Annotated in this window: 19 protein-coding genes; 10 read left to right on the top strand and 9 right to left on the bottom strand. The window is 68.0% G+C overall.

Annotated elements, in window-relative coordinates; genetic code table 11:
* Positions 1 to 56: 56 nt before the first annotated feature.
* Entirely contained in the window at positions 57 to 1,265 is a 1,209-nt protein-coding gene (locus ACX80L_RS02575; protein ID WP_459287491.1) for an MFS transporter, read from the bottom strand.
* 26 nt (positions 1,266 to 1,291) lie between these two features.
* On the opposite strand from ACX80L_RS02575, the gene ACX80L_RS02570 reads away from it, so the two are divergent.
* Positions 1,292 to 1,876 carry a TetR/AcrR family transcriptional regulator gene (locus tag ACX80L_RS02570; protein WP_459287489.1) on the top strand — a complete coding sequence of 195 codons (585 nt, stop codon included), beginning with the start codon at positions 1,292 to 1,294 and terminating at the stop codon, positions 1,874 to 1,876.
* Between the two features lie 48 nt (positions 1,877 to 1,924).
* Here the strand turns inward: ACX80L_RS02570 and ACX80L_RS02565 are convergent, their stop codons facing one another.
* The 3 genes from ACX80L_RS02565 to ACX80L_RS02555 all read right to left on the bottom strand — a co-directional run bounded on the left by ACX80L_RS02565 (position 1,925) and on the right by ACX80L_RS02555 (position 5,829).
* On the bottom strand, positions 1,925 to 2,956 hold the full coding sequence (locus tag ACX80L_RS02565; RefSeq protein ID WP_459287487.1) for a DUF695 domain-containing protein: 1,032 nt from the start codon (positions 2,954 to 2,956) through the stop codon (positions 1,925 to 1,927).
* Positions 2,957 to 3,112: 156 nt separating this feature from the next.
* On the bottom strand, positions 3,113 to 4,528 hold the full coding sequence (locus tag ACX80L_RS02560) for a ferredoxin reductase (protein WP_459287485.1): 1,416 nt from the start codon (positions 4,526 to 4,528) through the stop codon (positions 3,113 to 3,115).
* Entirely contained in the window at positions 4,525 to 5,829 is a 1,305-nt protein-coding gene (locus ACX80L_RS02555) for an aromatic ring-hydroxylating oxygenase subunit alpha (protein ID WP_459287483.1), read from the bottom strand. The genes ACX80L_RS02560 and ACX80L_RS02555 overlap by 4 nt, the downstream gene beginning before the upstream one ends.
* 153 nt (positions 5,830 to 5,982) lie before the next feature.
* On the opposite strand from ACX80L_RS02555, the gene ACX80L_RS02550 reads away from it, so the two are divergent.
* A complete protein-coding gene (locus ACX80L_RS02550; protein ID WP_459287481.1) occupies positions 5,983 to 6,915 on the top strand; it encodes a LysR family transcriptional regulator in 933 nt (310 codons plus the stop codon).
* A gap of 158 nt (positions 6,916 to 7,073) precedes the next feature.
* Here the strand turns inward: ACX80L_RS02550 and ACX80L_RS02545 are convergent, their stop codons facing one another.
* Complete coding sequence (locus tag ACX80L_RS02545) at positions 7,074 to 9,035, bottom strand: BCCT family transporter (protein ID WP_459287479.1); 1,962 nt, start codon at positions 9,033 to 9,035, stop codon at positions 7,074 to 7,076.
* Positions 9,036 to 9,382: 347 nt separating this feature from the next.
* On the opposite strand from ACX80L_RS02545, the gene ACX80L_RS02540 reads away from it, so the two are divergent.
* Positions 9,383 to 10,078: a GntR family transcriptional regulator gene (locus tag ACX80L_RS02540; protein ID WP_208739336.1), complete on the top strand. Its 696-nt coding sequence runs from the start codon at positions 9,383 to 9,385 to the stop codon at positions 10,076 to 10,078.
* 141 nt (positions 10,079 to 10,219) lie between these two features.
* Here ACX80L_RS02540 and ACX80L_RS02535 read toward each other — a convergent pair whose 3' ends face one another.
* Together ACX80L_RS02535 and purU are read right to left on the bottom strand one after the other, a co-directional pair.
* The gene (locus ACX80L_RS02535) at positions 10,220 to 12,712 is read right to left on the bottom strand and encodes a GcvT family protein (protein WP_459268047.1); all 2,493 of its coding nucleotides are present in this window, start codon (positions 12,710 to 12,712) and stop codon (positions 10,220 to 10,222) included.
* Between the two features lie 55 nt (positions 12,713 to 12,767).
* Positions 12,768 to 13,682, bottom strand: a complete 915-nt coding sequence (gene purU / locus ACX80L_RS02530) for a formyltetrahydrofolate deformylase (protein WP_133081256.1) — start codon at positions 13,680 to 13,682, stop codon at positions 12,768 to 12,770.
* Positions 13,683 to 13,807: 125 nt separating this feature from the next.
* On the opposite strand from purU, the gene ACX80L_RS02525 reads away from it, so the two are divergent.
* The 7 genes from ACX80L_RS02525 to ACX80L_RS02495 all read left to right on the top strand — a co-directional run bounded on the left by ACX80L_RS02525 (position 13,808) and on the right by ACX80L_RS02495 (position 22,684).
* On the top strand, positions 13,808 to 14,485 hold the full coding sequence (locus tag ACX80L_RS02525) for a GntR family transcriptional regulator (RefSeq protein ID WP_459287477.1): 678 nt from the start codon (positions 13,808 to 13,810) through the stop codon (positions 14,483 to 14,485).
* A 113-nt stretch (positions 14,486 to 14,598) separates the two neighbouring features.
* Positions 14,599 to 15,897, top strand: coding sequence for a serine hydroxymethyltransferase (gene glyA / locus ACX80L_RS02520; RefSeq protein WP_459287475.1), 1,299 nt, complete (start codon positions 14,599 to 14,601; stop codon positions 15,895 to 15,897).
* Positions 15,894 to 17,114, top strand: coding sequence for a sarcosine oxidase subunit beta family protein (locus tag ACX80L_RS02515; protein ID WP_459287473.1), 1,221 nt, complete (start codon positions 15,894 to 15,896; stop codon positions 17,112 to 17,114). The genes glyA and ACX80L_RS02515 overlap by 4 nt, the downstream gene beginning before the upstream one ends.
* Positions 17,115 to 17,128: 14 nt before the next feature.
* Complete coding sequence (locus ACX80L_RS02510) at positions 17,129 to 17,545, top strand: sarcosine oxidase subunit delta family protein (protein ID WP_133081252.1); 417 nt, start codon at positions 17,129 to 17,131, stop codon at positions 17,543 to 17,545.
* Positions 17,542 to 20,484, top strand: a complete 2,943-nt coding sequence (locus ACX80L_RS02505; RefSeq protein WP_459287471.1) for a 2Fe-2S iron-sulfur cluster-binding protein — start codon at positions 17,542 to 17,544, stop codon at positions 20,482 to 20,484. The genes ACX80L_RS02510 and ACX80L_RS02505 overlap by 4 nt, the downstream gene beginning before the upstream one ends.
* Positions 20,477 to 21,112, top strand: coding sequence for a sarcosine oxidase subunit gamma (locus ACX80L_RS02500; protein WP_459287469.1), 636 nt, complete (start codon positions 20,477 to 20,479; stop codon positions 21,110 to 21,112). Before ACX80L_RS02505 ends, ACX80L_RS02500 begins: the two co-directional genes overlap by 8 nt.
* Before the next feature lie 174 nt (positions 21,113 to 21,286).
* Complete coding sequence (locus ACX80L_RS02495) at positions 21,287 to 22,684, top strand: L-serine ammonia-lyase (protein WP_459287467.1); 1,398 nt, start codon at positions 21,287 to 21,289, stop codon at positions 22,682 to 22,684.
* Positions 22,685 to 22,842: 158 nt separating this feature from the next.
* On the opposite strand, the gene trmB is transcribed toward ACX80L_RS02495, so the two are convergent.
* A complete protein-coding gene (trmB, locus tag ACX80L_RS02490; RefSeq protein ID WP_459287465.1) occupies positions 22,843 to 23,721 on the bottom strand; it encodes a tRNA (guanosine(46)-N7)-methyltransferase TrmB in 879 nt (292 codons plus the stop codon).
* Between the two features lie 25 nt (positions 23,722 to 23,746).
* Positions 23,747 to 24,976: a M20 metallopeptidase family protein gene (locus tag ACX80L_RS02485; protein WP_459287463.1), complete on the bottom strand. Its 1,230-nt coding sequence runs from the start codon at positions 24,974 to 24,976 to the stop codon at positions 23,747 to 23,749.
* Between the last annotated feature and the right edge of the window lie 168 nt (positions 24,977 to 25,144).

Raw genomic sequence — 25,144 nt, 5'->3', positions numbered from 1 at the left:
CCGAGGGCCGGTGGCGGGACGCGGCGGCGGGCCTGCCGACGACCCGCGGCTGCCGGTCACGACGGCACGCCTGCCCGTCGGCCGGTCCGGAGGTGGGCCGCTGCGGCCGGCCCGGCGGTGACGACGGTGCCGGCTGCGCAGGCGACAGCGGCCGCGGAGAAGGCGAGTGCGGGACCGGCGGCCTCGATCAGGGAACCCACGAGGGGGGCCCCGGCCGCCTGTCCGAGGACGAGCGCGGTGAAGAGCAGGGACGTTCCGCCCGCGCTGTTCTCGGCGACGGACGACGCCCACAGGATCAGGACGGAGGTCGCCGCCGTGTAGGCGAGACCGAAGACGGCCGCTGCCAGGTACGCGAGGACGGGATTGCCGGCCGCTGTCCCGAGAAGCGCTGTCGCCCCCGCCGTGCCGAGGGCCGTCACCGACCAGGTGATCGGGACGCGGTGGTCCGCGAGCCAGCGGGCGGCCAGGATCGCGCAGGCGCCGCCGGCTCCCAGCGCCATCCACGCGCCGGCCGACATGGACGCGGTCATGCCGCTCTCCTCGAGGGTCGCCCGTCCGTACACCCACACGGCGGCGCAGCCGAGGCCGAAGACGAAGGCGCCGGCGAGCGGCCTGCCGAGCCCCCGGACGCTCGATCGCGCGACCAGTGACGGCGCCTCGCGTCTCCGCGGGCCGTTCCCTGCCGGTACTGCCAGGATCCTGTCCAGGCGGAGGACGGACAGTACCGAGGCCAGGGCGATGCCCGCGATCAGGAGCCAGGCGACCCGCCAGGCGTCGCCGAGCACGAGGGACAGGATGCCCGCGGCGACGACGCCGAACCCCGTCCCCGAATTGACGACCGACTGGAGCCTCCCCTCCCGGGCAGGGGCGGTGTTCCGCTGCACGAGCTCCACCAGGGCCGGCGACGCGAACCCCGCACCCGTTCCGGCGAGGAGCACGGCACCGGTGAACATCGCCGTGTCCTGGGCACAGGCCACCCCGATGCTGCCGAGCGCCGCCGAGAGACCGGCGAGGAGGGTCACGGCGCGGGGATGGCCGGGTGCGTACCGGAAGCCGAGGGCCGCCGAGACGCAGTACAGCACCGAGGCGCCCGACGACGTCAGCCCGGCCACGGTGGGGGACAGGGAGAACGACGCGGAGAAGGCGGGCAGGAACAGGCCGTACCCCAGGCGCGCCAGGCCGTAGGTGGCGGCGATGAGGGCGATGGCCGACACGGCGAACCCGGTGGAGGGTGCCGGACGGCGGGACCATAACGATCGTTTCATTGAAACGAACGTTATATCCTTGTGGCGTGACGACGCAACCATCCGCACGGGAGAGACTCCTCGATGCAGCAGAAGAACTGGTCTCGATGCAGGGTGTCACCGTCACCCCCGTCGATGCCATCCTCGAGCGCGCCCGGGTCTCGCCGGCGACCCTGTACGCGCATTTCGGGAACAAGGAGGGTCTCATCACCCAGGCCCTCCAGCGCCGGCTCTCGGCATGGGACCGCACGTGGCAGCAGTGCATCGACACTGCGGACACACCCGAGGAGAAGGTGCTCGCCGTCTTCGACGCACTGGCGCTGCACCGGCGCAGCCTCCACCCGTCGCGCTGGTGCGTCTTCCTCGGCGTGACCGCCGAGGCGCCGTCCCGCGGGCCAGAGCTGGAGGACATCCTGGCGGGTGACACACGGCTGCTGGCCGACAGGCTCGGGGAGCTTGCTGCAGGCCTGGTCGGAGCCGGCCGATCCGAGGACCTGGCGCAGCACCTCGTCCTGGTCTATACAGGGGTCCTGGGAATGATCCTCCGCGGCGCCGACGCCGATACCGCGATCGCCGACGGCCGCCGTATCGCCGCCATCATCGTCTCCGCGTTCGGGACGGCCGACGCCTAGCTGTACGGGGCCTGTGGGCCCCGCCGGTGGGTGGCGGGATGCGGACGGTCAGGCGAAGTCCTGCACCTTCCTCCAGCCCGGGTCGAGCGAGTGCTTCGCGGTGACGGACCGGCGCTCACGTGCGGCGGCGTCGAGGGCGTCCCGGCCGTTCTGGTCCTCGGCGTCCGAGTAGAAGTGGAAGGTCCGGGCGCCCTTCGAGGTCTCTGTCGCCACGAGCATGCCCCGCATCCCGAGGGCCCGCACCAGGCTGTCCTCGAGCCCGCCCAGGTCGTCGGACGCCGCGGCTCGGGGGAGTCCCTGCTCGTCGGCGTCGAACGGGATGCGCAGCGCCGTGTGGAGGTCGAAGCGCGGGTGGTCGATCCACCGCAGCGGCCGCAGGACCCGCACGAGGATGGGGTCGCCGGATCCCAGTGTCCCCTGCATGAGCAGCCAGTGCGGTTCCGGCGATGCCTGCGCCAGCTCCGCCACGCGTGCGGGCAGCTCGGCGGCGGGGATGCTGTCCTCGACGTCGTGGACGAGGCAGTCCACACGGCGTACCCAGCGCTCGACGTCGTCCTCGCCGAGCAGCCACTCGAGCAGCAGGACGCAGAGGCCGTGCTCGTCGTCCCACTGCCCCGTGAAACCGGGGTTGTGCACGGACAGGATAAAGCCGTCACCCCCGCGGGCCACCGCCGCGTGCACGCGCGTGAGACTCAGGTCGAAGGTCCTGCCGCGGTAGGTGATGATCGACTCCAGCATGTCCGGCTTGGCGCTGCGGGCGGCCACGAAGGACCAGCGGCTGCTCGGCGGCGGGGCGGCGCGGTACCACCGCTCGGCCACCGGCCGCAGGGAGGCGTCCCCGCCGCTGGAGACGCAGAGGGTGTGCTCGGCGTCGGCGCCGGACCGCGTCTCCCATTCGAGGCCGCGGGCGATCGCCCTGACGTGCCGCGTCACGACGTCGACGTAGGCGTCGAAGTCCCCGGCCCTCGTGGCGGTCGTCAGCAGCTCCTCGCCGTCGTCGGCCCACCATTGCCAGAAGGCCGCGATCGGGTCCCTGCCCGCTACGCGGCCGGATGCTCCCCGGCGGCTGAAGATACCCATGACGACCTGCGTTCCCCTGGTGTGCGCGTCCGGGATCCTCCAGCCGCTCCGACTCCAGAGAATCTACCCGGGTCGGGCCCTGCGTGGGGGAGATGCCGCCGGCAGGGACGGCGCGCACCGCACAGGAGGTCTACGGCGGAGGGCAGCTGGAAAGGGCTACGCATCGATCACGAGGTCGGTCCGCGCGGTGGAGCAGCAGGGCAGGAACTTGCCGGCGTCGATCTCCCGTGCCCGGATCCCGCCCTGGTGGTTCATCTCGACCTCCCCGGAGAGCTTGACGACCTTGCAGGAGCCGCACATGCCTTCCTTGCAGTTCGCGCCGATCCGGACGCCGGCACGCTGGGCCACCCCGAGGATATGTTCGGTGGGGTCGATCCGCACATTGACGCCGGTGCGCAGGAAGGACAGGGTGAGGTTCCCCGTCCCGACCGTGTCGAAGCTCGAGGCATCGGGGGGCACCGCGTCCGGCCCTCCGTGCGGACTGCCGTCGGGGGCATCGGGGCCGGGCGCATGCGGGTCGAAGGTTTCCAGCGGCAGTCCCGTGGCCTTCAGGGTTCCCTCGGCGTCGTAGCCGGGCTCGTAGAGCCCGAAGCCGCTGGGCCGGCTCTCGTAGTAATCCTCGGCGGAACCGGCTATCTCCTCCGCCATCTCCTCCGCCATATCCACTGCGTGCGCGAGCTCCACCTCGTATTCGAGGAGCGTCTGGCGGTCTCCCGAGAAGAACTCCATGTGGACGGAGGTGTCGTCGACGCCGACCTTCTCGAGGAGTTCGGCGGCAGTGTTCAGGTAAGCCTCGGGGCCGCAGGCATAGACCTGCCGGCCGTTCGCGTCGGGGGCCACCTCGTCGAGCATGTCCGCCGCCAGCCTCCCGGTGAGCCATTCCCACCCTTCCAGTTTCTGGCGGTCTCCCAGTGAGTAGAAGACCCTGATGCGTGAGTCCACGGAGACGATGTAGGCCAGTTCCTTGTGGAAACCGAAGTTTCCGGCCGCCGCTCCGTGGTAGAGCACGATGACATCGGCCTTCCCGGGCAGCGAGTGGATGGTCCGCACCATCGACATGATGGGGGTGATGCCTGCACCGGCAGCCAGCAGCAGGTATCTCGCCCTCCGGTCGGCGTCAGGAAGGTGGAATGCCCCGATCGGGCCGAGCATCTCGAGGACCGTACCGGGTCGGACGTTCTCGTGCACCCATGGTGAGACCAGTCCCAGGGGGTCGCGTTTGACCGTGATGTCGAAGGTCCACGGCTTGGTGGGTGAACTGGACAGGGAGTAGCTGCGGTCCACGGCGTCCTGGTCCTCACCGTGCACGGGAAAGGCGACGTTCACGTACTGGCCTGCGCGGAACGCCAAAGGCGCCCCGTCGGAGCGGCGGAACACGAAGGTCATCATCCCGCCCGCCTCCGGAACGACCTCGACACATTCGGCCAGGAACTCCTGCGGATGCCAGGGGCCCAAGGCGCGGGCGGCACCGGCCGGTCCTTCGGTGCTGCTCATCACCCTGTTCCAAGGCATCTCGAGACCGCGAATGCGCTGGGGTTCTTGGGCTGCCGTGTCGGGCCGGGGTTCGGTCATGCCATATGCTCCTGCACGCGCTGCACGTACCAGTTGATGAACGCCTCCACCTGGTATTCGCTCTTCATGTACGGGCCGGGCTCGTAGGCGGGGCTGCCGGCGCCCTTCTGGCACAGTTCCACGAACGCCTTGTCCTGCAGATTCGTCTGCTTCCAGGTATAGGTGAGTTTCTCCAGGTCGTAGTCGATGCCTTCGACGGCGTCGTCGGCCACCAGCCAGGTGGTGCGTACCAGTGTCTGGTGCTCGTTGACAGGGAAGACTGCGAATGTGATGACGTGGTCCCCCTGGAAATGGAACCAGCTGTTGGGCTGCAGGTGCATCGAGCAGCGACCGAGGCGGAAGTCCCGCAGGTCACCGAGCAGCTTCTTGGAGAGCCGGCGCCCATCGGGGGAGAACGATTCGCCGTCGCCGTCGAGCGATTCCCTGGAGATGCGGATTCCCGCCACGCGGGTGTCGAGCTCCTCGACGACCTCGTAGGGAAGGCCGTAGCGGCGGCAACGCTCTTCGAGCGAGGACTGCGCTTCCTTGTTGCGGTCCCACACTTCCTCGAGGTGTGCCGGGATCAGCCCCTCCGTCAGGCCCCAGGTGGGAAAGAGGGAACAGGCGAGCTCCGGGTGGCCGTCGCAGTGGTAGCACTCACGGTTGTTCTCCATGACGAGCTTCCAGTTGCCCTCTTCGATGATGTTCTGCTGGTAGGCGATTTTCGTCGTCGCCAGATCGTGGGGTGCGAGGTAGGGCTCGAAGATCTTCGAGGTCTCGTCGAAATCGGTCGGCGGTTCGTCGGCGATGCAGACGAAGACGAGTCCGGCGACCACGCGGCTGGAGGCGCGCTTGAGGCCGAAGCAGCCCTTGTCGAACGTCGTCTCCCCGGGTGCGGAGGCGTGGATCAGATCGCCCTCGGGGGAGTAGGTCCAGGAGTGGTAACCGCACACCAGGTTTCCCGTGGTCCCCGCGGGTTCGGTCAGGACGCGGGCGCCGCGGTGGCGGCATACGTTGTGGAGCACGTTCACGCCGCCGTCGTCATTGCGCAGCACGATCAGGGAGTAGGGCCCGTAGTCGACGGTGACGTAGTCGCCCGGCTCCGGGAGCTCGGCGATGCTGGCGGCGAAGATCCAGTGCCGGCCGAAGATGGCCTGCATGTCGATGCTGAAGATCGGCGGATCGGTGTAGAAGGGGGCATCGAGCGAAAATCCAACGCGCCGGAAACCGAACAGCTCGCTGATTTCTGCCAGCTGCTCGGCAGGCACCGAGGAAACAAGTCTCCCGCGTGTATTGAGGGGCACGTTCACTGGAGCAGACATGGGTTCCTCCAAAAGGACGGGGTGACTGTGCAGGTCGCAGGAATGATCACGGGCGGAACAGGCGGAGCCGCTAACGGTGTTGTCACGAGGTTAGGGCCATTCACATTGCGATAAAAGCGCAACAATCCGGTGAGGACAGTGCACCATGGGTGCATGATCGACCCACGGCTCATAACCCTCCGGGTGTTCGCCCAGTGCGGCACCATCAGTGCCACCGCGGAACTGACGGGTTACTCTCCCTCCGCCGTCTCCTCGCAATTGCGGGAGCTCCAGCGCGTACTCGGAATGCAGCTGCTGACCAAGGACGGTCGCGGCATACGGCTGACCGCCACGGGCCGCTTCCTCGTGGAGGGCTCGGACACCCTCCTCACGGAGTGGGAGAGCCTCCGCGCAGCGGCCATGGAGGCCGGCGACAGGATGCAGTCCACTCTCGGGCTCGGCGGATTCTCCACGGCGGCCGCCCAATTGCTCGCGCCGCTGGCCGCCACCCTCCGGTCGACACGCCCTCTGCTGAAGGTTCAGGTACTCGAGGCCAACCCGACGCGCTGCTTCGACTTGCTGGTCGCCGAGCGGATCGACCTGGCGGTCGTCGTCGCCATGCAGTCGGACTCCTCGGTGGAGAACGATTCGCGATTCGAGCAGACACTTCTCCTCGACGATCCCCTGGACGTCATCATCCCCGCCGATCATCCATTCGCATCCCGGGAAACGGTGGCGCTCGAAGAACTGGCGTCGGAGACCTGGATCACCGACGCTGCTGGTTCCACCTACCGCTCCCTCTTCACGGCGGCCTTCACGGCAGTCGGGATGACGCCACGCATCGCCCATGAGGCCGTCGAATGGGAGACCCAGATCGCCTTCGTCGGCGCGGGACTCGGCGTGGGCCTGCTGCCGCGCCTGGCGCCGCTGCACAGTGCCGAGAAGGTGGTTCGACTACGCATCACCGGCAGGGGGAAGCCTTCACGGCGCATCATCGCTGCTGTGCGCAGGGGCAGCATCTCATCGCCCCTCATCCAGGAGGCGCTCGGCATCCTGCAGGCCCGCGCCCGCCGGATCCTCACCGCCCGGCCCCGCGACGATCCCTGACACCACGGACCGCGGTACGCTGCCGACGCGGCAAGCGTTCAGGAGTCCGTCGCGGGAGCGAGAGGCGGCGGCGTGCCGGCCCTGCGTATGCCTCGGCGGCATGGGCCGGGACAGGCCGCATGCCGCCGGGGTGGGTTGCTACTCGAGCTGCGCAGCCATCAACTGGACGGTCTGGAGCCCCGGTGCTCGACGGTCGGGATGATTCCCGTCGCGGGCCCTCCGGGACAATCCGAGTCGGAGCACTTCTCCGCGCACTCATGCTTCGTCACGAGGTCGAACTGAGCGCCGCCGTGTTGTTCCACGCCGGTGCGTATGGCCCGCTCCACGACGGAGGTGGCCAGGCGACGCCGCAAGGAGAGAGGGTCCCGACGCAGGTCCTTGGTGAGGGCGAAGCAGAGCAGCAGCATGACGATGACGAACGGTAGCGCTGCAACGATGGTGATCCGTTGCAGGCCTGCCAGGGCTTCGGATGGTTCATCTCCGCCTGCCAGCAGCATGACCGCCGCCACGGCGCCGGTGAGGCAGCCCCAGAAGATGACGACTGCGCGGCGGGGGTGCTCGGCGCCATTGGAACTGAGTGATCCCATCACGATGGACGCAGCGTCGGCGCCCGTGATGAAGAAGATGGCGACCAGGACCATGGCCAGCACGATCACGGCACCGGTGGCCCAGTCGGCCATGCCCAGGTTCTTGACCAGGTCGAACAGCGCCCCGTCGAAGTTGACGGTCGGTGTCCCGTCGACCACGGTGACCAGGCCGGGCGTGTTCGCTTCGTCGGCTTCCTGCTGGACGTTGAAGGCAGCGCCTCCGAAGATGGCGAACCAGATCACACTGACGAGGCTGGGCACCAGCAGCACACCGGTGACGAACTGGCGGATGGTGCGGCCGCGGCTGATGCGGGCGATGAAGAGGCCTACGAAGGGCGTCCAGGACACCCACCAGGCCCAGTAGAAGATAGTCCAGCTGGTCATCCAGCTACGCAGTGACTCATCGCCGACCGCTTCGGTCCGGGAGGACATCTCGGCGAGGTCCCGCACGTAGTCACCCACCGCGGAGGGGATCAGGTTGAGGATGAAAAGGGTGGGTCCGGCGACGAAGACGATCAGTGCAAGGACGACGGCCAGGACCATGTTGATGTTGGAGAGCCACTGGATGCCACGGCTGATCCCGGAGACGGCGGAGGCGACGAAGCACAGGGTCAGGACGGCGACGATCGCCACGAGCACGGGAGTGCCGATCTCACCGAACCAACCGTTGGATGTCATGCCGCTACCGATCTGCAGGGCGCCGAGGCCCAGCGACGCGGCGGTGCCGAACAGGGTGGCGAAGATGGCCAGGATATTGATGAACTTCCCGACCGGCCCTTCGACCGTCCGAACGCCGAAAAGAGACGTGAAGGCGACGGAGATCAGTTGCCGGCGGCCCAGCCGGTAGGTCCCGTAGGCCATGGCGATACCCACGACGGCGTACATGGCCCAGGGGTGCAGGGTCCAGTGGAAGATCGAGGTGGCCATGGCCGTCTGGATTGCTGCGGGTGTCCTTCCATCCACTGTTCCGGGCGGGGGGGAGATGTAGTGGTAGAGCGGTTCGGCCACGCCGTAGAACATCAGCCCGATGCCCATGCCCGCGGCGAACATCATCGCGACCCAGGAGATGGTCCGGAATTCCGGCTTTTCGCCGTCCTTGCCGAGCGGGATGTTGCCGAACTTGCCCACGGCCAGCCACAGGACGAAGACCACGAAGAGCGATGCCATGAGCATGAAGAACCATCCGGTGTACTCCATGACCCAATTGAGGGCTCCGGTGGAGGTGCTGGACAGGCTGTCGCGGCCGGCGAAGCCCCAGATGACGAAGGCGATGGCGATGGCGCCCGTGATGCCGAACGTGACCTTGTCGAGAACGAGCTTGTGGTTCCGGCGGTCCGCGACTTCCTGCTCGGTCCTGGCGTGACGCAGCTCGTCGAGGATCTGTTCGGACTCGGCGTCGGACAAACCATCGGCCACGGGGGGTGCGACTCCTGCCTCCGGGTCGAGGGCAGCAGGTTGCCTGTCTCCTCCGGCGCCTTCGTCCGCAGGCAACTCCTCGGGTACGTGGGATTTCAGGTCACTATCAAAAGCCATGAGCGGGTCCTTTGCTCGGTGAGGCATGAGTCTGCGATCGGCCGCGGCCCTCGGACGTCAGCCCGAGCGGAAAAGGTGCGGCCTCGAATGATCCGACGGTCACGATGCTGCCGCCGACGAGGTGAACTTCGTGGGTTCACCCCCTCCACCTTCGGGGGATCATGTTTCATGAACACACTTCTTTCGTGTTCAGAGGATTAACGCTGATATGTCCTGCCCGGAAGCGTTGATATATCAGTGATACTTTAGTTCACGGCGGGGTGCACGTCCATAGGTCGGGCGCGCGAATAGGATGGATCGGGAACTGGGGCGTCGAGGCCCGGGGCTCATCGGGAGGAGACCTGGAGATGGCAGACGCTGGCGGAGCACCGGTGCGGGCGGAGGATCCGTCAGCGCCGCGAAGGCAGGACGACGAATCCTTCGCCGACTTCGCCTACCGGATTCTGTGCGACGAACTGATCGTCCTGGACATCAAGCCGGGCGAGCCCCTCAACGACGACGTCATCTCCCGCCGACTCGGCGTCGGCAGGACGCCGATCCGCGAAGCCATGAAACGGCTCGAGAGCGACCATCTGGTGGTGGCCTACCCCCGGCGCGGAACGTTCGCCGCCGGCGTGGACATCACGGATCTGGCCGAGATCTCCGAGATCCGACAGCTCCTGGAGCCGGCGGCAGCTGCGCGGGCTGCGCGACATGCCTCGCCGCAGCTCCGGAGCGAGCTCCGGGACTTTGCGCGGGACGTCGGGCAGCTGTTGCCGGGGATGCAGTCCCAGCAGGATCTCATGCGGCTGGACATGCGGGTCCATCGGATGATCTACCGGGCCACCGGAAGCAGGCATCTCGAGGACGTGCTGATCCGATACGACAACCTCGCAACGCGGATCTGGAGCCTGGTGCTCGAAAAGCTCCCGCCGGTGTCCGAGCACATCGCCCAGCACATCGAGCTGCTCGAACATATCGCGGCGGGGGACTCCGAAGCTGCTGCGCGGTTGACCAGCCGCCACGTCACCGATTTCGAGAACCACATCAGGGCTGTGCTGTAGTCCGGACAGGTACCCGCCCACTACGGGCGGATGCGGGAGAAGTCGCACCGAGAACGGTACGGACAATAGCGGCAATCGCTACTGCTCCCTGCCCGACGAAGCCTGCGAACGGCGCCGGCCGGCCCGGCACGGCGGGGTCGCTCAGCCGCGGAGCCTGGTCATCGTGGGGTCGTAGAGCGGATCCGCGGTGACGGTGGCCTGGATGCGCCGTCCGAAGTACGCGATCTCCACCGAGTCCCCGAGGCTGACTTCGGCAGGAAGATACGCGTAGGCGATCGGTTTGGCGACCGTGTAGCCGTAGGCGGCACTGGTGACGTAGCCGACTGCCTGGTCCTTGTAGAAGACCGGTTCCTTGCCCAGTACGAGGCTCCGTCCGTCGTCGACCGTCAGGCAGCGCAAGCGGCGGGCGGAGTTCTCCTCGGTGCGGCCTTCCAGGGCAGCCTTTCCGACGAAGTCCTCCTTGGTCATCTTCACGGCGAATCCGAGGCCGGCCTCCAGGGGGTCGTGCTCGGTGGTCATGTCGGTGCCCCAGGAGCGGTAGCCCTTCTCCAGGCGCAGCGAGCTGAAGGCGGCCCGACCCGCGGCGATGACGCCGTAGGGCTGCCCGGCTTTCCACAGGGCATCCCAGAGGCGCTGGCCGTTGTCCGCGCTCGTGTACAGTTCCCAGCCCAGCTCGCCGACGTAGGACAAGCGCATCGCAGTCACGCTGACGCCGCCGATGACGACCTGCTTGGCCCGGAAGTAGCGAAGACCGTCGTTGGAGAAGTCGTCGCTGCTGACAGTGCTGATCAGGTCCCGGGCGAGGGGGCCCCACAGGCCGATGCAGCAGGTGCCGCCTGTCGTGTCGCGCACCTGTACCCAGTCGCCGGCGGTTCCGCTCTCGGTCTGATGGCGTGCGGCCCGCTCGAAGTAGGCGGTGTCGATGTTTCCGTTGGCTCCGAGCTGGAAGGTGTCCTCGCTCAGCCGGGCCACGGTGATGTCGCTCCGGATGCCGCCGGCGCTGTCCAGCAGGAGGGTGTAGGTGACTGCCCCGGGCTTCTTCGACAGGTCCCCGGTGGTGAGCCCCTGCAGCAGCTTCAGTGCTCCCGGTCCGGAGACCTCGAGGCGCTTGAGTGGGGTCATGTCGTACATGGCCACCGCGGTGCGGGTCTTCCAGGCTTCAGCGGCTGCGATGGGCGAGCTGAACATCGCGGACCAGGCGTCGCGGGCCGGGGGCTGCCACTCGGCCGGCATCTCCTTGAGCAGGTCCGCGTTCGCTTCGAACCAGTAGGGGCGCTCCCATCCGCCGGACTCCAGGAAGAACCCGCCCAGGGCCTTGTGGCGGGCGTGGAAAGGGCTGACGCGGAGGTTGCGGGGGGACAGCTTGGGCTGCAGCGGGTGCAGGACGTCGTAGATCTCCACGAAGTTCTGCTGGGACGTCTCGCTGACGTACTCGGGGGTCAGCTGGACCTCTTCGAAACGGTGGATGTCGCATTCACCGAGGTCGATCTGGGACGTGCCGGTGGTCAGGAGTTCAGCGACGGCCCGGGCGATACCGGCCGAATGGGTCACCCAGACGGCTTCGGCCACGAAGAAGTTGTCGAGCTCCTTGGACTCACCCACCAGGGCCCCGCCATCGGGCGTGAAGGAGAAGATGCCGTTGAAGCCGTCCTCGATCTCGCATTCCCGCAGTGCCGGAAGCAGTTGCTTGGTGTCCTCCCAGGCCGGGAGGAAGTCCTCCAGGGTGAAATCGAGACGGGAGGGCATGTTGTGGTCGCTGATGCCGGCCGGGTCGTAGGAGCCCAGGTCATCGAGGTCCACGGGCATGGGACGGTGCGCGTAGGAACCGATGCCGTAGCGGTCGCCGTGTTCGCGGTAGTAGAGGTCCCGGTCCTGGTGACGCAGGATCGGCAGCGACGCTCCGTCGGGAAGTTCGTTGTGGCCCGTGCGGGCCGGCACCGGAGTGGTTTTCACGTACTGGTGGGCCAGGGGGAGGAGGGGGACGACCATGCCGATCATCTCGCCGATCTTGGCGCCCCAGAAGCCTGCGCAGGAGACCACGATGTCGGCGGGGATGACACCGTCCGGAGTCACGACCCCGGTCACACGACGGTCGGACTGCTCGATGCCCGTGACCGTGGTGTTGCCCAGGTACTGGACGCCTGCGGCTTCCGTGCGCTTGATCAGCAGCTGGACGGCACGGGCGGCACGCGCCAGACCGTCGGTCGGGACGTGGAGCCCGCCCAGGATGTCCTCCTCGTTCAGGAGCGGGTAGAGCTCCTTGCACTCGGCGCTGGAGAGGATCTTTCCACTGATTCCCCAGGAAGCGGCATATCCGAGCTTCCGCTTCAGGTCCGCCAGGCGTGCCTCTGTGGTGGCGACTTCGAGGCCTCCGACCTGGTCGAAGCAACTGACGCCGTCCTCGGTCAGGGACAGGAACTTCTCGACGGTGTATTTGGCGAATGAGGCCATGGTCTTCGAGGGGTTCGTCTGGAAGACGAGACCCGGGGCGTGGGACGTGGAACCCCCGGGCATGTTCAGGGGCCCCTGGTCCAGGACCGTGATGGTGTTCCATCCCCGGGTGACCAGTTCGTCCGCGAGGTTCGTGCCGACGATCCCAGCTCCGATGATGACGATGTTTGGCGTCGATGCCATGTGGCTTCTCCTGCTGATATCCATGGGTTGTCCGTGCTGGTCTGGGGGCTCGTGCTTACCGGAACACGACGGTGCTGGTCCGGTCCAGCAGCACGCGGTGCTCGCAGTGCCACCGCACCGCGCGTGAGAGAGCCAGTGCTTCGGCGTCCTGGCCGACCGTCGAAAGGGCGGTCGGTCCATAGCTGTGGTCCACCCTGATCACTTCCTGTTCGATGATGGGCCCTTCGTCCAGTTCCGCCGTCACGTAGTGGGCCGTTGCGCCGACCAGTTTCACGCCGCGATCGTAGGCCTGGTGGTAGGGGCGTGCACCCTTGAATCCCGGTAGGAACGAATGGTGGATGTTGATCGCACGGCCCTCGAGGGCGCGGCAGAGGTCGTCGGACAGGACCTGCATGTACCGGGCCAGCACGACGAGGTCGATGTCATGCTCGTCCACCAGTTCCAGCAGGCGGCGTTCGGCATCCGACTTCGTCTCGGGAATGACCGGGAGGTAGATGAAGGGGAGGCCGGCGGCCTCGGCCATGGCCCGGTGGGTCTCATGGTTGGAGACCACGAGGGCGATCTCACCCCCCAGGCTGCCGCCGCGCCAGCGGAAGAGCAGGTCGTTCAGGCAGTGGCCGAACTTGGACACCATCACGAGGATGCGTTGCTTCGTCTGGTCATGGAAGCTGAACTTCATGTCGAAGAGGTCGGCGATGGGGCGGAACTCCTCCTGGAGCCGCTCCGGGGTGTAGGCCGAGGAGCCCGAGAAGGCGGAGCGCAGATGCAGTGTCTGGCGGAGGCCGTCATCGAACTGCTGGTGCTCGTCGATGTTGAAGCCACGTTCGAAGAGAAAGGTGGTGACTGCCTGGACGATGCCCGCACGTTCGACGCATGACAGCGTCAGCACGAACCTCTGCGTCTGGTCTTCCGCACGGGCCTCCGACTGGGGCAGCGTGCTGGTCGATGAATCTGTCGCCACTAGGGTCATGTCTCCTCCTTCTGAATATATTCAAACGTCGTACACTGATATATTACAACTGGATGAGAGCGTATACTGGTGATGCGGTGAGGGTCAAGAGCCCTCCCGGCTCGAAGGGGAAAGGGATTCGCGTCATGGCTTTGGAAGTTCTGGCAGCCGCCGATGAGGCAAAGAGGTCGTTGGCCGATGTGGCCTACGAGCGCATCCGGGACCGGCTGCTGATACTCGACATCAAGCCTGGCGACCTCATCAACGACGACGCCCTCGCCAAGGACCTCGGCGTCGGCCGGACCCCGGTGCGTGAAGCCCTGAAGCGGCTGGAGCTGGACCGCCTCGTCGTCTCCTATCCACGGAGGGGTACTTTCGCCACCCGGGTGGAGGTCACCGACCTCGCGTTCATCTCCGAGATCCGCACCCAGCTCGAGCCGCTTGCCGCCTCCCGGGCAGCGCGGGTGGCGACGGAGTCGATGAAGGAGCAGTTGCGCGCCGTGATCCGCGCGGTCGAGTCCTTCGACACGAGTGCTGCTTCGGTCGTCGAGACCCTGCGCCTGGATGCCCGCGTGCACCAGGGCATCTACGCGGCGGCCGGCAACCCCCACCTCGAGGACGTCCTGATCCGCTACGACAATCTGGCGACGCGGATCTGGTGCATGGTCCTGGACCGCCTGCCCGACCTCTCCCGTCATGTGCACGAGCATGTGGACCTGCTGCGCGCGGTCATCGACGGAGACGAGGCCCGGGCCGCGGAACTCGCGCGGAACCACGTCAGTGGTTTCGAGCACGCGGTGCGCGAAGCGCTCTTCGCCGCCTGAGGCGTATCGCCCGAACCGCGCCACGCTGTTGACACCCTTGAGGGACAGTAGAATACTTATGGCCAACTACTAATATATCAAACGGATATTAGTTGCAGCCATAGGAGACAACGATGGTCGACGTTCTGACCCGCTCGCTCGCAGAGACCGATCCCCAGGTCCATGCCGCCATGCAGCAGGAACTGGCACGCCAGCAGGGCACTCTCGAGATGATCGCCTCCGAGAACTTCGCCCCGACCGCGGTCATGGAGGCGCAGGGATCCGTCCTGACCAACAAGTACGCCGAGGGTTACCCGGGCAAGCGGTACTACGGCGGCTGCGAGCACGTCGACGTCATCGAGCAGCTGGCCATCGACCGCCTCACGTCGTTGTTCGGTGCCGAATTCGCGAATGTGCAGCCCCACTCAGGTGCCCAGGCCAACGCAGCGGCGATGTTCGCCCTCATCCAGCCCGGCGACACCATCCTGGGGCTGAACCTCGCGCACGGTGGCCACCTGACACACGGGATGCGCATCAACTTCTCCGGCAAGCTCTACAAGGTCGTCCCGTACGGGGTGCGTGAGGAAGACCACCTGATCGACATGGCCGAGGTCGAGCGCCTGGCGGTCGAGAACAAGCCGCAGCTGATCGTCGCCGGCTGGTCCGCCTACTCCCGGCAGCTGGACTTCGCCGAGTTCCGCCGCATCGCGGACCGGGTAGGCGCATACCTGATGGTGGACATGGCGCATTTCGCAGGCCTGGTGGCTGCAGGGCTCCATCCCAGCCCCGTTCCTCACGCCCACATCGTCACGAGCACCACCCACAAGACCCTCGGTGGCCCGCGCGGTGGTGTGATCCTGACCAACGATGCCGCCATCGCCAAGAAGGTCAACTCCGCGGTGTTCCCCGGACAGCAGGGCGGTCCGCTGGAGCACGTCATCGCCGCGAAGGCTGTCGCGTTCAAGCTCGCTGCCGAGCCGGAATTCCGCGACCGCCAGGAACGCACCCTGGAAGGGGCCCGCATCATCGCGGAACGCATGCTGTCCGCCGACGTCGCGGAGTCAGGGGTGACCGTGGTCAGCGGTGGCACCGATGTGCACCTGGTCCTGGTGGATCTGCGCACGTCGGAACTGGACGGCCAGCAGGGCGAAGACCGCCTGCACCGGATCGGCATCACGGTCAACCGCAACGCAGTGCCTTTCGACCCGCGTCCGCCCATGGTCTCGTCCGGTCTCCGTATCGGCACACCGGCGCTGGCCACGCGTGGCTTCGGCAGGACGGAGTTCACCGAGGTCGCGGACATCATCGCCGCAGCACTCAAGCGCGAGTTCAGCGACGAGACCGTGGCGGAACTCCGGCAGCGGGTCGAGATCCTGGCCCACAAGTTCCCTCTCTACCCCAACCTCTCCTCCGACGCGACCGAGGTGGCATGATGGCCGATCTTCTTCCGGAGCACCCGGACTTCCTCTGGCACAACCCCGACCCCAAGAAGAGCTATGACGCGGTGATCGTCGGCGGCGGCGGGCACGGCCTCGCCACCGCCTACTTCCTGGCCAAGAACCACGGCATGACCAACATCGCGGTCCTGGAGAAGGGGTGGCTGGCCGGCGGCAACATGGCCCGGAACACCACCATCATCCGCTCCAACTACCTCTGGGACGAGAGCGCGGCCATCTACGAGCACGCCCTCAAGCTCTGGGAGATCCTGCCCGAAGAGCTCGAATACGACTTCCTGTTCAGCCAGCGCGGTGTGATGAACCTGGCCCACACCCTGGGGGATGTGCGCGAGAGCATGCGCCGGGTCGGGGCGAACAAGCTCAACGGCGTGGATGCCGAGTGGCTCGACCCCCAGCAGGTCAAGGAACTGTGCCCCATCCTGAACATCAGCGACAACATCCGCTACCCGGTCATGGGCGCCACGTACCAGCCGCGCGCCGGCATCGCGAAGCATGACCACGTGGCCTGGGCCTTCGCGCGCAAATGCGACGAGCTCGGCGTGGACATCATCCAGAACTGCGAGGTCACGGGCTTCCTGAAGGACGGGAACCGCGTCGTGGGCGTCAAGACCAACCGGGGGACCATCTCCACCGAGAAGGTAGGGCTGTGCGCTGCCGGCCACAGCTCGGTCCTGGCGGAGATGGCCGGCTTCCGGCTTCCCATCCAGTCCCACCCCCTGCAGGCACTGGTCTCCGAACTGCACGAACCGGTCCACCCCACCGTGGTCATGTCGAACCACGTGCACGTCTACGTCTCCCAGGCCCACAAGGGCGAACTGGTCATGGGCGCCGGCGTCGACTCCTACAACGGATACGGCCAGCGCGGATCCTTCCACGTGATCGAACACCAGATGGCTGCCGCCGTCGAGCTGTTCCCCATCTTCGCGCGGGCGCATGTGCTGCGGACCTGGGGCGGGATCGTCGACACCACGCTCGACGCCTCACCCATCATCGGCACCACGCCGGTGGACAACATGTTCGTCAACTGCGGCTGGGGTACCGGCGGATTCAAGGGAACCCCCGCGGCCGGGCTCACCTTCGCCCACACCATCGCCACGGGGACGCCGCACGACCTGAACAAGCCGTTCGCGCTGGAGCGGTTCGAGACCGGCGCCCTGATCGACGAACACGGCGCGGCCGCCGTGGCCCACTAGAAGAGAGTTCGGACATGCTCCTCATCTCATGCCCCAACTGCGGCTCCCGCGACGAGACCGAATTCCACTACGGTGGCCAGGCCCACGTGCCCTACCCCGAGGATCCGGCAGCGCTGGATGACCGCCAGTGGGCCGAGTTCCTGTTCTACCGGGACAACACCAAGGGGGCCTTCGCCGAACGCTGGCTCCACAGCACCGGCTGCCGCCAGTGGTTTAACATGCTCCGCGACACCGTGACCTACGAGATCCAGGCCGTCTACCCGATGGGCGCGGCCCGCCCGGACAGAGCCGCCGCGGCACCTGAGTCCGGCACCGCCAGCACAGCCCCGGACAGCACCACCACCGGGACAGCGGCTCCCGACATCTCCGGCACGAGCACGGCCCCCGCCACCTCAGCCGGCACCACCGCCCCGGAAGGAGCATCCAAGTGACGCCCCAGAACGCCCGCCTCGCCACCGGCGGACGCATCGACCGCACCATCTCCTGGCGTTTCACCGTGGACGGCGAGGAGTTCACCGGCCACCCCGGCGACACGCTCGCCTCCGCCCTGCTCGCCAACGGTCGGATCGCCGTCGGCAACTCGCTGTACGAGGACCGCCCCCGAGGAATCATGTCCGCCGGAGTCGAGGAATCGAACGCCCTGGTGAAGGTGTACCCACGGTTCCCCGGCCACGTGGCCGAGTCCATGCTCCCGGCCACGACCGTCACCCTGGTGGACGGCCTGGCGGCGGAGCTGCTCGACGGGCGGGGCAGGCTGGACCCGGAGGACGACCGTGCCGAGTACGACAAGAAGTACGTCCACACCGACGTCCTGGTCATCGGCGGCGGTCCCGCCGGCCTGGCCGCCGCCCGCGAGGTCGTTCGCACCGGCGCCCGGGTGATGCTGATCGACGACCAGCCCGAGTTAGGCGGATCGCTCCTGTCAGGGTCCACGGCTCCCGGGCCGGCAGAGACCATCGAAGGGAAGCCGGCCCTGGACTGGGTGGCGGACGTCGAAGCGGAACTGGTGTCCGGTGCCGAGTCCACCGTTCTCAACCGGACCACCGCGTTCGGCGCCTACGACGCCAACTACGTGATCGCCGTCCAGAACCGTACCGACCACCTGTCCAGCCCCGCAGCGCCCGGCGTCTCCCGGCAGCGTATCTGGCACGTGCGTGCGGCACAGGTGGTGCTCGCCCCCGGCGCCCACGAACGGCCCCTGGTCTTCGAGAACAACGACCGCCCGGGGATCATGCTGGCCTCCGCCGTCCGCAGCTACCTCAACCGCTACGCCGTCGCCGCCGGACAGCGCGTGGTCATCAGCACCACCAACGACAGCGCCTACGCACTCGCCGCGGACCTGCGCGCCGCCGGCGTGGAGGTGGCGGCCGTCGTCGACGCCCGCCCCAGCCTCACCGGGGTGGCAGCCGCCGCCGTCGACGCCGGCACCCGGGTGCTGACCGGCAGTGCGGTGGCGGACACCGCTGCGGACCGCACGGGCCGACTGAACGCCGTCACCGTCCGCGGCATCAACGACGACGGCGAACTCACCGCGGACGTCGAAGAGATCGCCTGCGACCTGCTGGCGGTCTCCGGCGGCTGGAGCCCGCTGGTGCACCTCCACTCCCAGCGGCAGGGCAAGCTGCGCTGGGACGACGAGCTGGCCGCTTTCGTGCCGAGCACCGTGGTCCCGAACCAGCAGACCATCGGCTCCGGCCGCGGCAGCTTCGACCTCGCGGACGTCCTGGCCGAAGGCATCTCCGCGGGGGTATCCGCCGCCACCGCCGCCGGCTTCGAGTCCGCCACGCAGCCGTCCGCCCTCGGCGAGCCGACCTCCTCCGCCCCGACCCGCCAGCTGTGGCTGGTCCCGGGCCAGGCCGGCACGCCGGACGACTGGCACTCCCACTTCGTGGACTTCCAGCGCGACCAGTCCGTGGCCGATGTCCTGCGCTCCACCGGCGCCGGCATGCGCTCCGTGGAACACATCAAGCGCTACACCTCGATCAGTACCGCCAACGACCAGGGCAAGACCTCCGGCGTCAACGCGATCGGCGTCATCGCCGCCGCACTCCGCACAGCGGGCGAAGCGTCCCGCGGCATCGGCGACATCGGCACGACCACGTACCGCGCACCGTTCACCCCCGTGGCCTTCGCGGCACTCGCCGGGCGCCAGCGCGGCGAACTGTTCGACCCCGCCCGCAGGACGTCGATCCACCCGTGGCACGAGGCCCACGGTGCCCTGTTCGAGGACGTGGGACAGTGGAAGCGCCCCTGGTACTACCCGCGCGCCGGCGAGGACATGGACGCAGCCGTGCTGCGCGAGTGCGCCGCCGTCCGCGACTCCGTCGGCTTTCTGGACGCCACCACCCTCGGGAAGATCGAGATCCGCGGCAAGGACGCCGGTGAATTCCTCAACCGGATCTACACCAACGCCTTCAAGAAGCTCGCCCCGGGTTCCGCCCGCTACGGCGTCATGTGCATGGCGGACGGCATGATCTTCGACGACGGCGTGACCCTCCGCCTCGATGACGACCGCTACTTCCTGACCACCACCACCGGCGGCGCCGCCAAGGTCCTGGACTGGCTGGAGGAATGGCTCCAGACCGAATGGCCCGACCTCGACGTGCACTGCACCTCCGTGACCGAACAGTGGAGCACCATTGCCGTCGTCGGGCCCAGATCCCGGGCCGTCATCGCCAAGCTGGCACCGGACCTGGCAGCGGACGGGGGGCTGGAGGCGGACGCCTTCCCGTTCATGACCTTCCGCGAAACCACCCTCGCCTCCGGCGTGCAGGCCCGGATCTGCCGGATCTCGTTCTCCGGCGAACTGGCCTACGAGATCAACGTGCCGTCCTGGTACGGGTTGAACACCTGGGAAGCAGTGGCAGCCGCAGGCGCCGAATTCGGCATCACCCCCTACGGCACCGAGACCATGCACGTGCTCCGCGCCGAGAAGGGCTACCCGATCGTCGGCCAGGACACCGACGGCACCGTCACCCCGCAGGACGCGGGCATGGAATGGGTGGTGTCCAAGGCCAAGGACTTCATCGGCAAGCGGTCCTACGCCCGGGCCGATGCCGGGCGCGAGGACCGCAAGCACCTGGTCAGCGTGCTGCCCGTGGACCGTTCCTTCCGGCTCCCCGAAGGGACCCAGCTGGTGGAGCAGGGCATCAGCACCGACCCTGCCTCCGGTCCCGTCCCGATGCAGGGTTTCGTCACCTCCAGCTACTCCAGCGCCGCCCTGGAGCGGACCTTCGCCCTGGCGCTGATCAAGAACGGCCGCAACCGCATCGGTGAGACCCTGGTGGCCGCCGCAGGCGACCGGCTGGTCGAGGTCGTCATCGCCGAGACCGTACTTTTCGACCCCGAAGGGACCCGCAAGGATGGCTGACACAGCAGCACTCAACGGCATCAATGGGCTTCGGCACATCCGGCGCAGCCCCGCCTCCCATCTGGCCGCCGCGCTGGAGGCCGGCTCCATCGAGGGGACGGTGGTCCTCCGAGAGGGCCCGTTCCGGACCATGGTGGGCCTCCGCGTGGACCCTCGCTCCGAGGAGGGCGCCCGGGTCGCCGCGGTGGCCGGCGGCCTGCCGCTCCGCTGCGGTGACGTGGGCGGCGCCGACGGCGTCCGGGTCCTCTGGCTGGGACCCTCCGAGTTCCTGGTGGTCGCATCCGAGGACGTCCACGACTCGCTCGGTGGCACCCTCATCGATTCCCTCACCGCCGCCCTGGGCGGGGCTCCGGGCCAGGTGGTGGACCTGTCCGCGAACCGCACCACGTTCGAACTCTCCGGCACCCGGGCCCGTGCCGTCCTGGAGAAGGGCTGCTCCCTGGACCTGCACCCGCGCAGCTTCCCCCCGGGAACAGCCCTGAGCACCGAGGTGGGCAACATCCCGGTGGTCCTCGAGAAGACCGGGAAGGAAAGCTTCCGGATCTTCCCCCGCGCCTCCTTCGCGGACTTCCTGGGCCGGTGGCTCCTCGACGCGATGCGCGAGTACGCCTCGCCCGAGGTCCCCTGACGGTCCCCGGTCCGGACAGGGCTGTCCGGATCGCTCGGTGCCACCGGGAGGGGCGACAGCTCGGACCTGGAATCCGCCTGTCCGGTCCTCGTGCATCCCGGTCGGACGGATCGCCCATGCCCTTTTCCGACAGGATCATCTGCCGGGCCACTCCGGACACGAAGGAACTGCACCATGGCTGTAGGAGTCTTCGATCTCTTTTCCATCGGCATAGGACCTTCGAGCTCGCACACTGTCGGACCGATGCGGGCCGCCGCGGTGTTCAGCGAGGAACTGAAGGCCTCCGGCATCCTTGCCGACGTGGCATCACTGCGGGTCGACCTCTACGGGTCCCTCGCTGCGACCGGGCACGGGCACGGAACGATGACGGCGATCCTCCTCGGCCTCGAGGGGTTCCACCCCGAGCTGATCCAGCCCGAGGAGGTGGAGGAGCGGCTGGCAGCCATCGCCGGCACCGGCATCCTGGAGCTCGGTGGAAGCGTGTCCTTGCCCTACGGGGTCGAGGACATGGTCCTGCGCCCCCTGACGGTCCTGCCGCGGCATACCAACGGCATGACCTTCACCGTCCATGGCCCGGCCGGGCAGGTCCTTCATACGGCCACGTTCTTCTCGGTCGGCGGGGGGTTCATCGTGCGGGACGGGGAGGAGGACGCCGCCCGGCAGGAACTCGAGTCCTCGAAGAAGGAGCTTCCGCTCCCGTTCCGCACCGCCGCAGAGCTGCTCGACCACTGCCGACGGACCTCCCTCGGTATCAGCGACGTGATGCTGACCAATGAGAAGGACAGCCGCACGGAGGAGGAGATCCGGCAGGGCCTGCTCCACATCTACTCGGTCATGGAGAGCTGCGCGCAGGTCAGCCTCACCCGCGAGGGACTGCTGCCCGGCGGGCTCAAGGTCCGCCGGCGCGCCCCCGACTGGCATGACCGCCTGCTGAAGGAGGACAAGGACCACGACCCCGCGTACTGGCAGGAATGGGTGAACCTGATCGCTCTTGCCGTCAATGAGGAGAACGCATCCGGCGGCAGGGTGGTCACGGCACCGACCAATGGAGCGGCGGGCATCATCCCCGCCGTGCTGTACTACGCCCTGCATTTCGCGCCCGGGATGCAGAATGCCGGCCGGCAGGATCGCGACGACGTGGTGGTCACGTTCCTTCTGACCGCCGGTGCTGTCGGAGTCCTCTACAAGGAACAGGCCTCGATCTCGGGCGCGGAGATGGGCTGCCAGGGCGAGGTGGGCTCGGCATCGTCGATGGCTGCCGCCGGCCTGGCCGAAGTGCTGGGTGGCAGCCCCTCGCAGGTCGAGAACGCGGCCGAGATCGCGATGGAACACAACCTCGGCCTGACCTGCGATCCCATCGGTGGCCTGGTGCAGGTGCCCTGCATCGAACGGAACGCGATCGCCGCGGCGAAAGCGATCAATGCCGCCAAGATGGCGCTCTGGGGCGACGGCGTCCACCGGGTGTCCCTCGACGAGGTCATCATCACCATGCGGGAAACGGGCAAGGACATGAGCTCCAAGTACAAGGAGACGGCCATGGGCGGGCTGGCCGTCAACGTCGTGGAGTGCTGAGCAGTAGCGACCGTCCAACGGGTGGTGCACGGTCGGCACCTGGGACCTGACGTGTCGGTTTCGTCCTCGGCCGCCCCGGTCATGACCCCTGCGTCATCGGACCGGATCAGCGGTCATCGAACGGGAGTCTGCCAGGTCGATCCATCGGCGCCGACCCGTCAGCGGCGGCGGTAGGTGAGGTCGAAGACCATCCGCCCGGCCTTGATCGCCTTGTTCTCGAAACTCGTCAGGGTGCGGCCCTCGAAACGGGGCGCCCACCCGCCGAGCTCGTCGGTCCCCTCGTTGACGCCGGTGTTGCCGGTGCTCACCGGGTCGCGGCCCTCCCGGACCGGCGCACCACCCACCACGGATTCCACCCCGCTCTGCCACACCTGGGTCAGCGGGCTCCCGGCGCCGGAGCGTTCGCCGTCGTGCAGGTTCTCGAAATGCCCGCTCGCGTCCAGGACGGCGCGCATCTGCACGGCGTAGCTGGACCAGTCGGTGGCGAGGCGGAAGATGCCGCCGGGCTCGATGACGCGTGCGGCGAGTTTCACGTAGTCCTCCTTGACCAGGCGGCGCTTGTGGTGACGGGCCTTGTGCCAGGGGTCCGGGAAGAAGGTCCACAGCTCGGCGACGGACGACGCCGGGATCATCCCGGCGAAGGCCTCCGCGGCATTGACCTGGGCGGTCCGGACGTTCGTCAGGTCCTTCTGGCTGATCCGCAGCATGGTCTGGGCCAGTCCCGGACGGTAGACCTCGAGGGCGAGGTAGTCGCGGTCGGGATCGAGCTCCGCGGCGTGGGTGATGGCCTCTCCCAGGCCCGATCCCACCTCGACGACGAGGGGCGCCGTCCGGCCGAAGGCCGCTTCGACGTCGAGCACGAAGCCGGGTGCCACCGACGTGTCGGCGTTCTCCACGCGGGGCACGTCGATGAGGAAGGCCTCGGCGAGCTCGTCCCAGGCCTCGCGGCGCCTGCCCTGAAGGCGCGAGCCCCGTCGGACGAAGGACACCGGCTGGGAGCGGTGCGGCTGGTCGGGGGTCTGTTCTCGTGGCTCCATCACCTTCTAGGCTACCGGCCGGACATCAGCCCGCCGTCGCCCGGCGGAGGCGCGAGATCGCGAGCTGCGCATAGAGGGCGGCGCCGTCGGCCAGGACGCCGTCGTCGAAGACGGCGTAGGGGGAGTGGTTGAACGGCGCGGTCACCGGGTCCGCGCCGGGGGGAACTGCCGAGAGGAACACGAAGCTGCCCGGCACCGCCTCGAGGATCCGCGAGAAGTCCTCCGAGCCGCTCATCGGCTGCGGCATGGTGACGTACCGGTCGGGGCCCAGCAACTCCCCGACCTGCGCCGCGGCGTGTGCCGTCTCGTCGTGGTCCGTGACGGTGACGGGATACTCGTGGAGGTACTCGATGTCCGCCTCGAGCCCGTGGGCGGCGGCGATGTGCCGGACCAGCCTCGGAGCGGCGTCCGCCATCCTGTCCCGGTTCGCCGGCGAGAAGGTCCTGATGGTCGCCTCGATCCGCGCGGTCTGCGGGATGATGTTGCGCTGCGTGCCCGCGTGCAGCACGCCGACGGACAGCACCACGGGATCGAACATGTCGAACTGCCGCGTGATCAGAACCTGCAGCTGGGTCACGATCTCCGCCGCGACGGTCACCGGATCCTTCGCGGAGTGCGGGGCGGAACCGTGCCCACCCGCCCCGCGCACCGTCACCATCAGTCCGTCCGACGCCGACATCAGCGGTCCGCCGCGGCTCATGAGCATCCCGGCCGGTATCAGGGAGGACGTCACGTGCACCCCGTACGCCGCGTCCGGGCGCCTGCCCGCCGCGTCGAGGACGCCCTCCCGGATCATGACGCCCGCCCCGTCGTGGCCCTCCTCGCCGGGCTGGAACATGAGGACGACATCCCCGGGCAGCTCGGAGCGACGCTCGGCGAGGAGCGTCGCCGCTCCCGCGAGCATCGCCGTGTGGAGGTCGTGGCCGCACGCGTGCATGACGCCCTCCACCCGGGAGCTGTACGGGACGCCGGTCGCCTCCTGGACGGGCAGCGCGTCCATGTCGCCGCGGAGGAGGACCACCGGGGCGTCGTCGCCCTGCGCCGCGCCGCCGCGGAGCACCGCGGTGACCGACGTCGTGTCCGTCCCGAGCGTCACCTCGTAGGGCAGGCCGTCCAGGGCGTCGAGCACCTTCTCCTGGGTGCGCGGCAGGTGGAGGCCCAGTTCGGGTTCGCGGTGGAGGCGGTGGCGCAGGTCGGTGAGGTCACCGACGAGGGCATGAGCATCCTCGAGCAGAACGGCGGGGGACAGCGTCATGGAGATCCTCCTGGCAGGGCTGGTCCTCCCACCCTTGCAGAAGTCGCCCGGGGAGGCGAGGTCCCGTCGGCGGGCGCGGTGCCCCGCTGCTCCAGGCTCCGCCACAGCCTCCGCGGACCGCGCCGATGCGGGGTTCGGGCGCACCTCCTGATAAAGTGGGACCACTTG

This window comes from Arthrobacter sp. MDT1-48-3 (genome assembly GCF_054511015.1).
The sequence above is the reverse complement of the archived record's forward strand: the minus strand, read 5'-3'. Positions and strand labels throughout refer to the sequence as shown.

Coding starts and splice junctions, on each gene's coding strand:
- ACX80L_RS02575 (WP_459287491.1), bottom strand. CDS start 1,265: ATGAAACGATCGTTATGGTCCCGCCGTCCGGCACCCTCCACCGGGTTC.
- ACX80L_RS02565 (WP_459287487.1), bottom strand. CDS start 2,956: ATGGGTATCTTCAGCCGCCGGGGAGCATCCGGCCGCGTAGCGGGCAGG.
- ACX80L_RS02560 (WP_459287485.1), bottom strand. CDS start 4,528: ATGACCGAACCCCGGCCCGACACGGCAGCCCAAGAACCCCAGCGCATT.
- ACX80L_RS02555 (WP_459287483.1), bottom strand. CDS start 5,829: ATGTCTGCTCCAGTGAACGTGCCCCTCAATACACGCGGGAGACTTGTT.
- ACX80L_RS02550 (WP_459287481.1), top strand. CDS start 5,983: ATGATCGACCCACGGCTCATAACCCTCCGGGTGTTCGCCCAGTGCGGC.
- ACX80L_RS02545 (WP_459287479.1), bottom strand. CDS start 9,035: ATGGCTTTTGATAGTGACCTGAAATCCCACGTACCCGAGGAGTTGCCT.
- ACX80L_RS02540 (WP_208739336.1), top strand. CDS start 9,383: ATGGCAGACGCTGGCGGAGCACCGGTGCGGGCGGAGGATCCGTCAGCG.
- ACX80L_RS02535 (WP_459268047.1), bottom strand. CDS start 12,712: ATGGCATCGACGCCAAACATCGTCATCATCGGAGCTGGGATCGTCGGC.
- purU (WP_133081256.1), bottom strand. CDS start 13,682: ATGACCCTAGTGGCGACAGATTCATCGACCAGCACGCTGCCCCAGTCG.
- ACX80L_RS02525 (WP_459287477.1), top strand. CDS start 13,808: ATGGCTTTGGAAGTTCTGGCAGCCGCCGATGAGGCAAAGAGGTCGTTG.
- glyA (WP_459287475.1), top strand. CDS start 14,599: ATGGTCGACGTTCTGACCCGCTCGCTCGCAGAGACCGATCCCCAGGTC.
- ACX80L_RS02515 (WP_459287473.1), top strand. CDS start 15,894: ATGATGGCCGATCTTCTTCCGGAGCACCCGGACTTCCTCTGGCACAAC.
- ACX80L_RS02510 (WP_133081252.1), top strand. CDS start 17,129: ATGCTCCTCATCTCATGCCCCAACTGCGGCTCCCGCGACGAGACCGAA.
- ACX80L_RS02500 (WP_459287469.1), top strand. CDS start 20,477: ATGGCTGACACAGCAGCACTCAACGGCATCAATGGGCTTCGGCACATC.
- ACX80L_RS02495 (WP_459287467.1), top strand. CDS start 21,287: ATGGCTGTAGGAGTCTTCGATCTCTTTTCCATCGGCATAGGACCTTCG.
- trmB (WP_459287465.1), bottom strand. CDS start 23,721: ATGGAGCCACGAGAACAGACCCCCGACCAGCCGCACCGCTCCCAGCCG.
- ACX80L_RS02485 (WP_459287463.1), bottom strand. CDS start 24,976: ATGACGCTGTCCCCCGCCGTTCTGCTCGAGGATGCTCATGCCCTCGTC.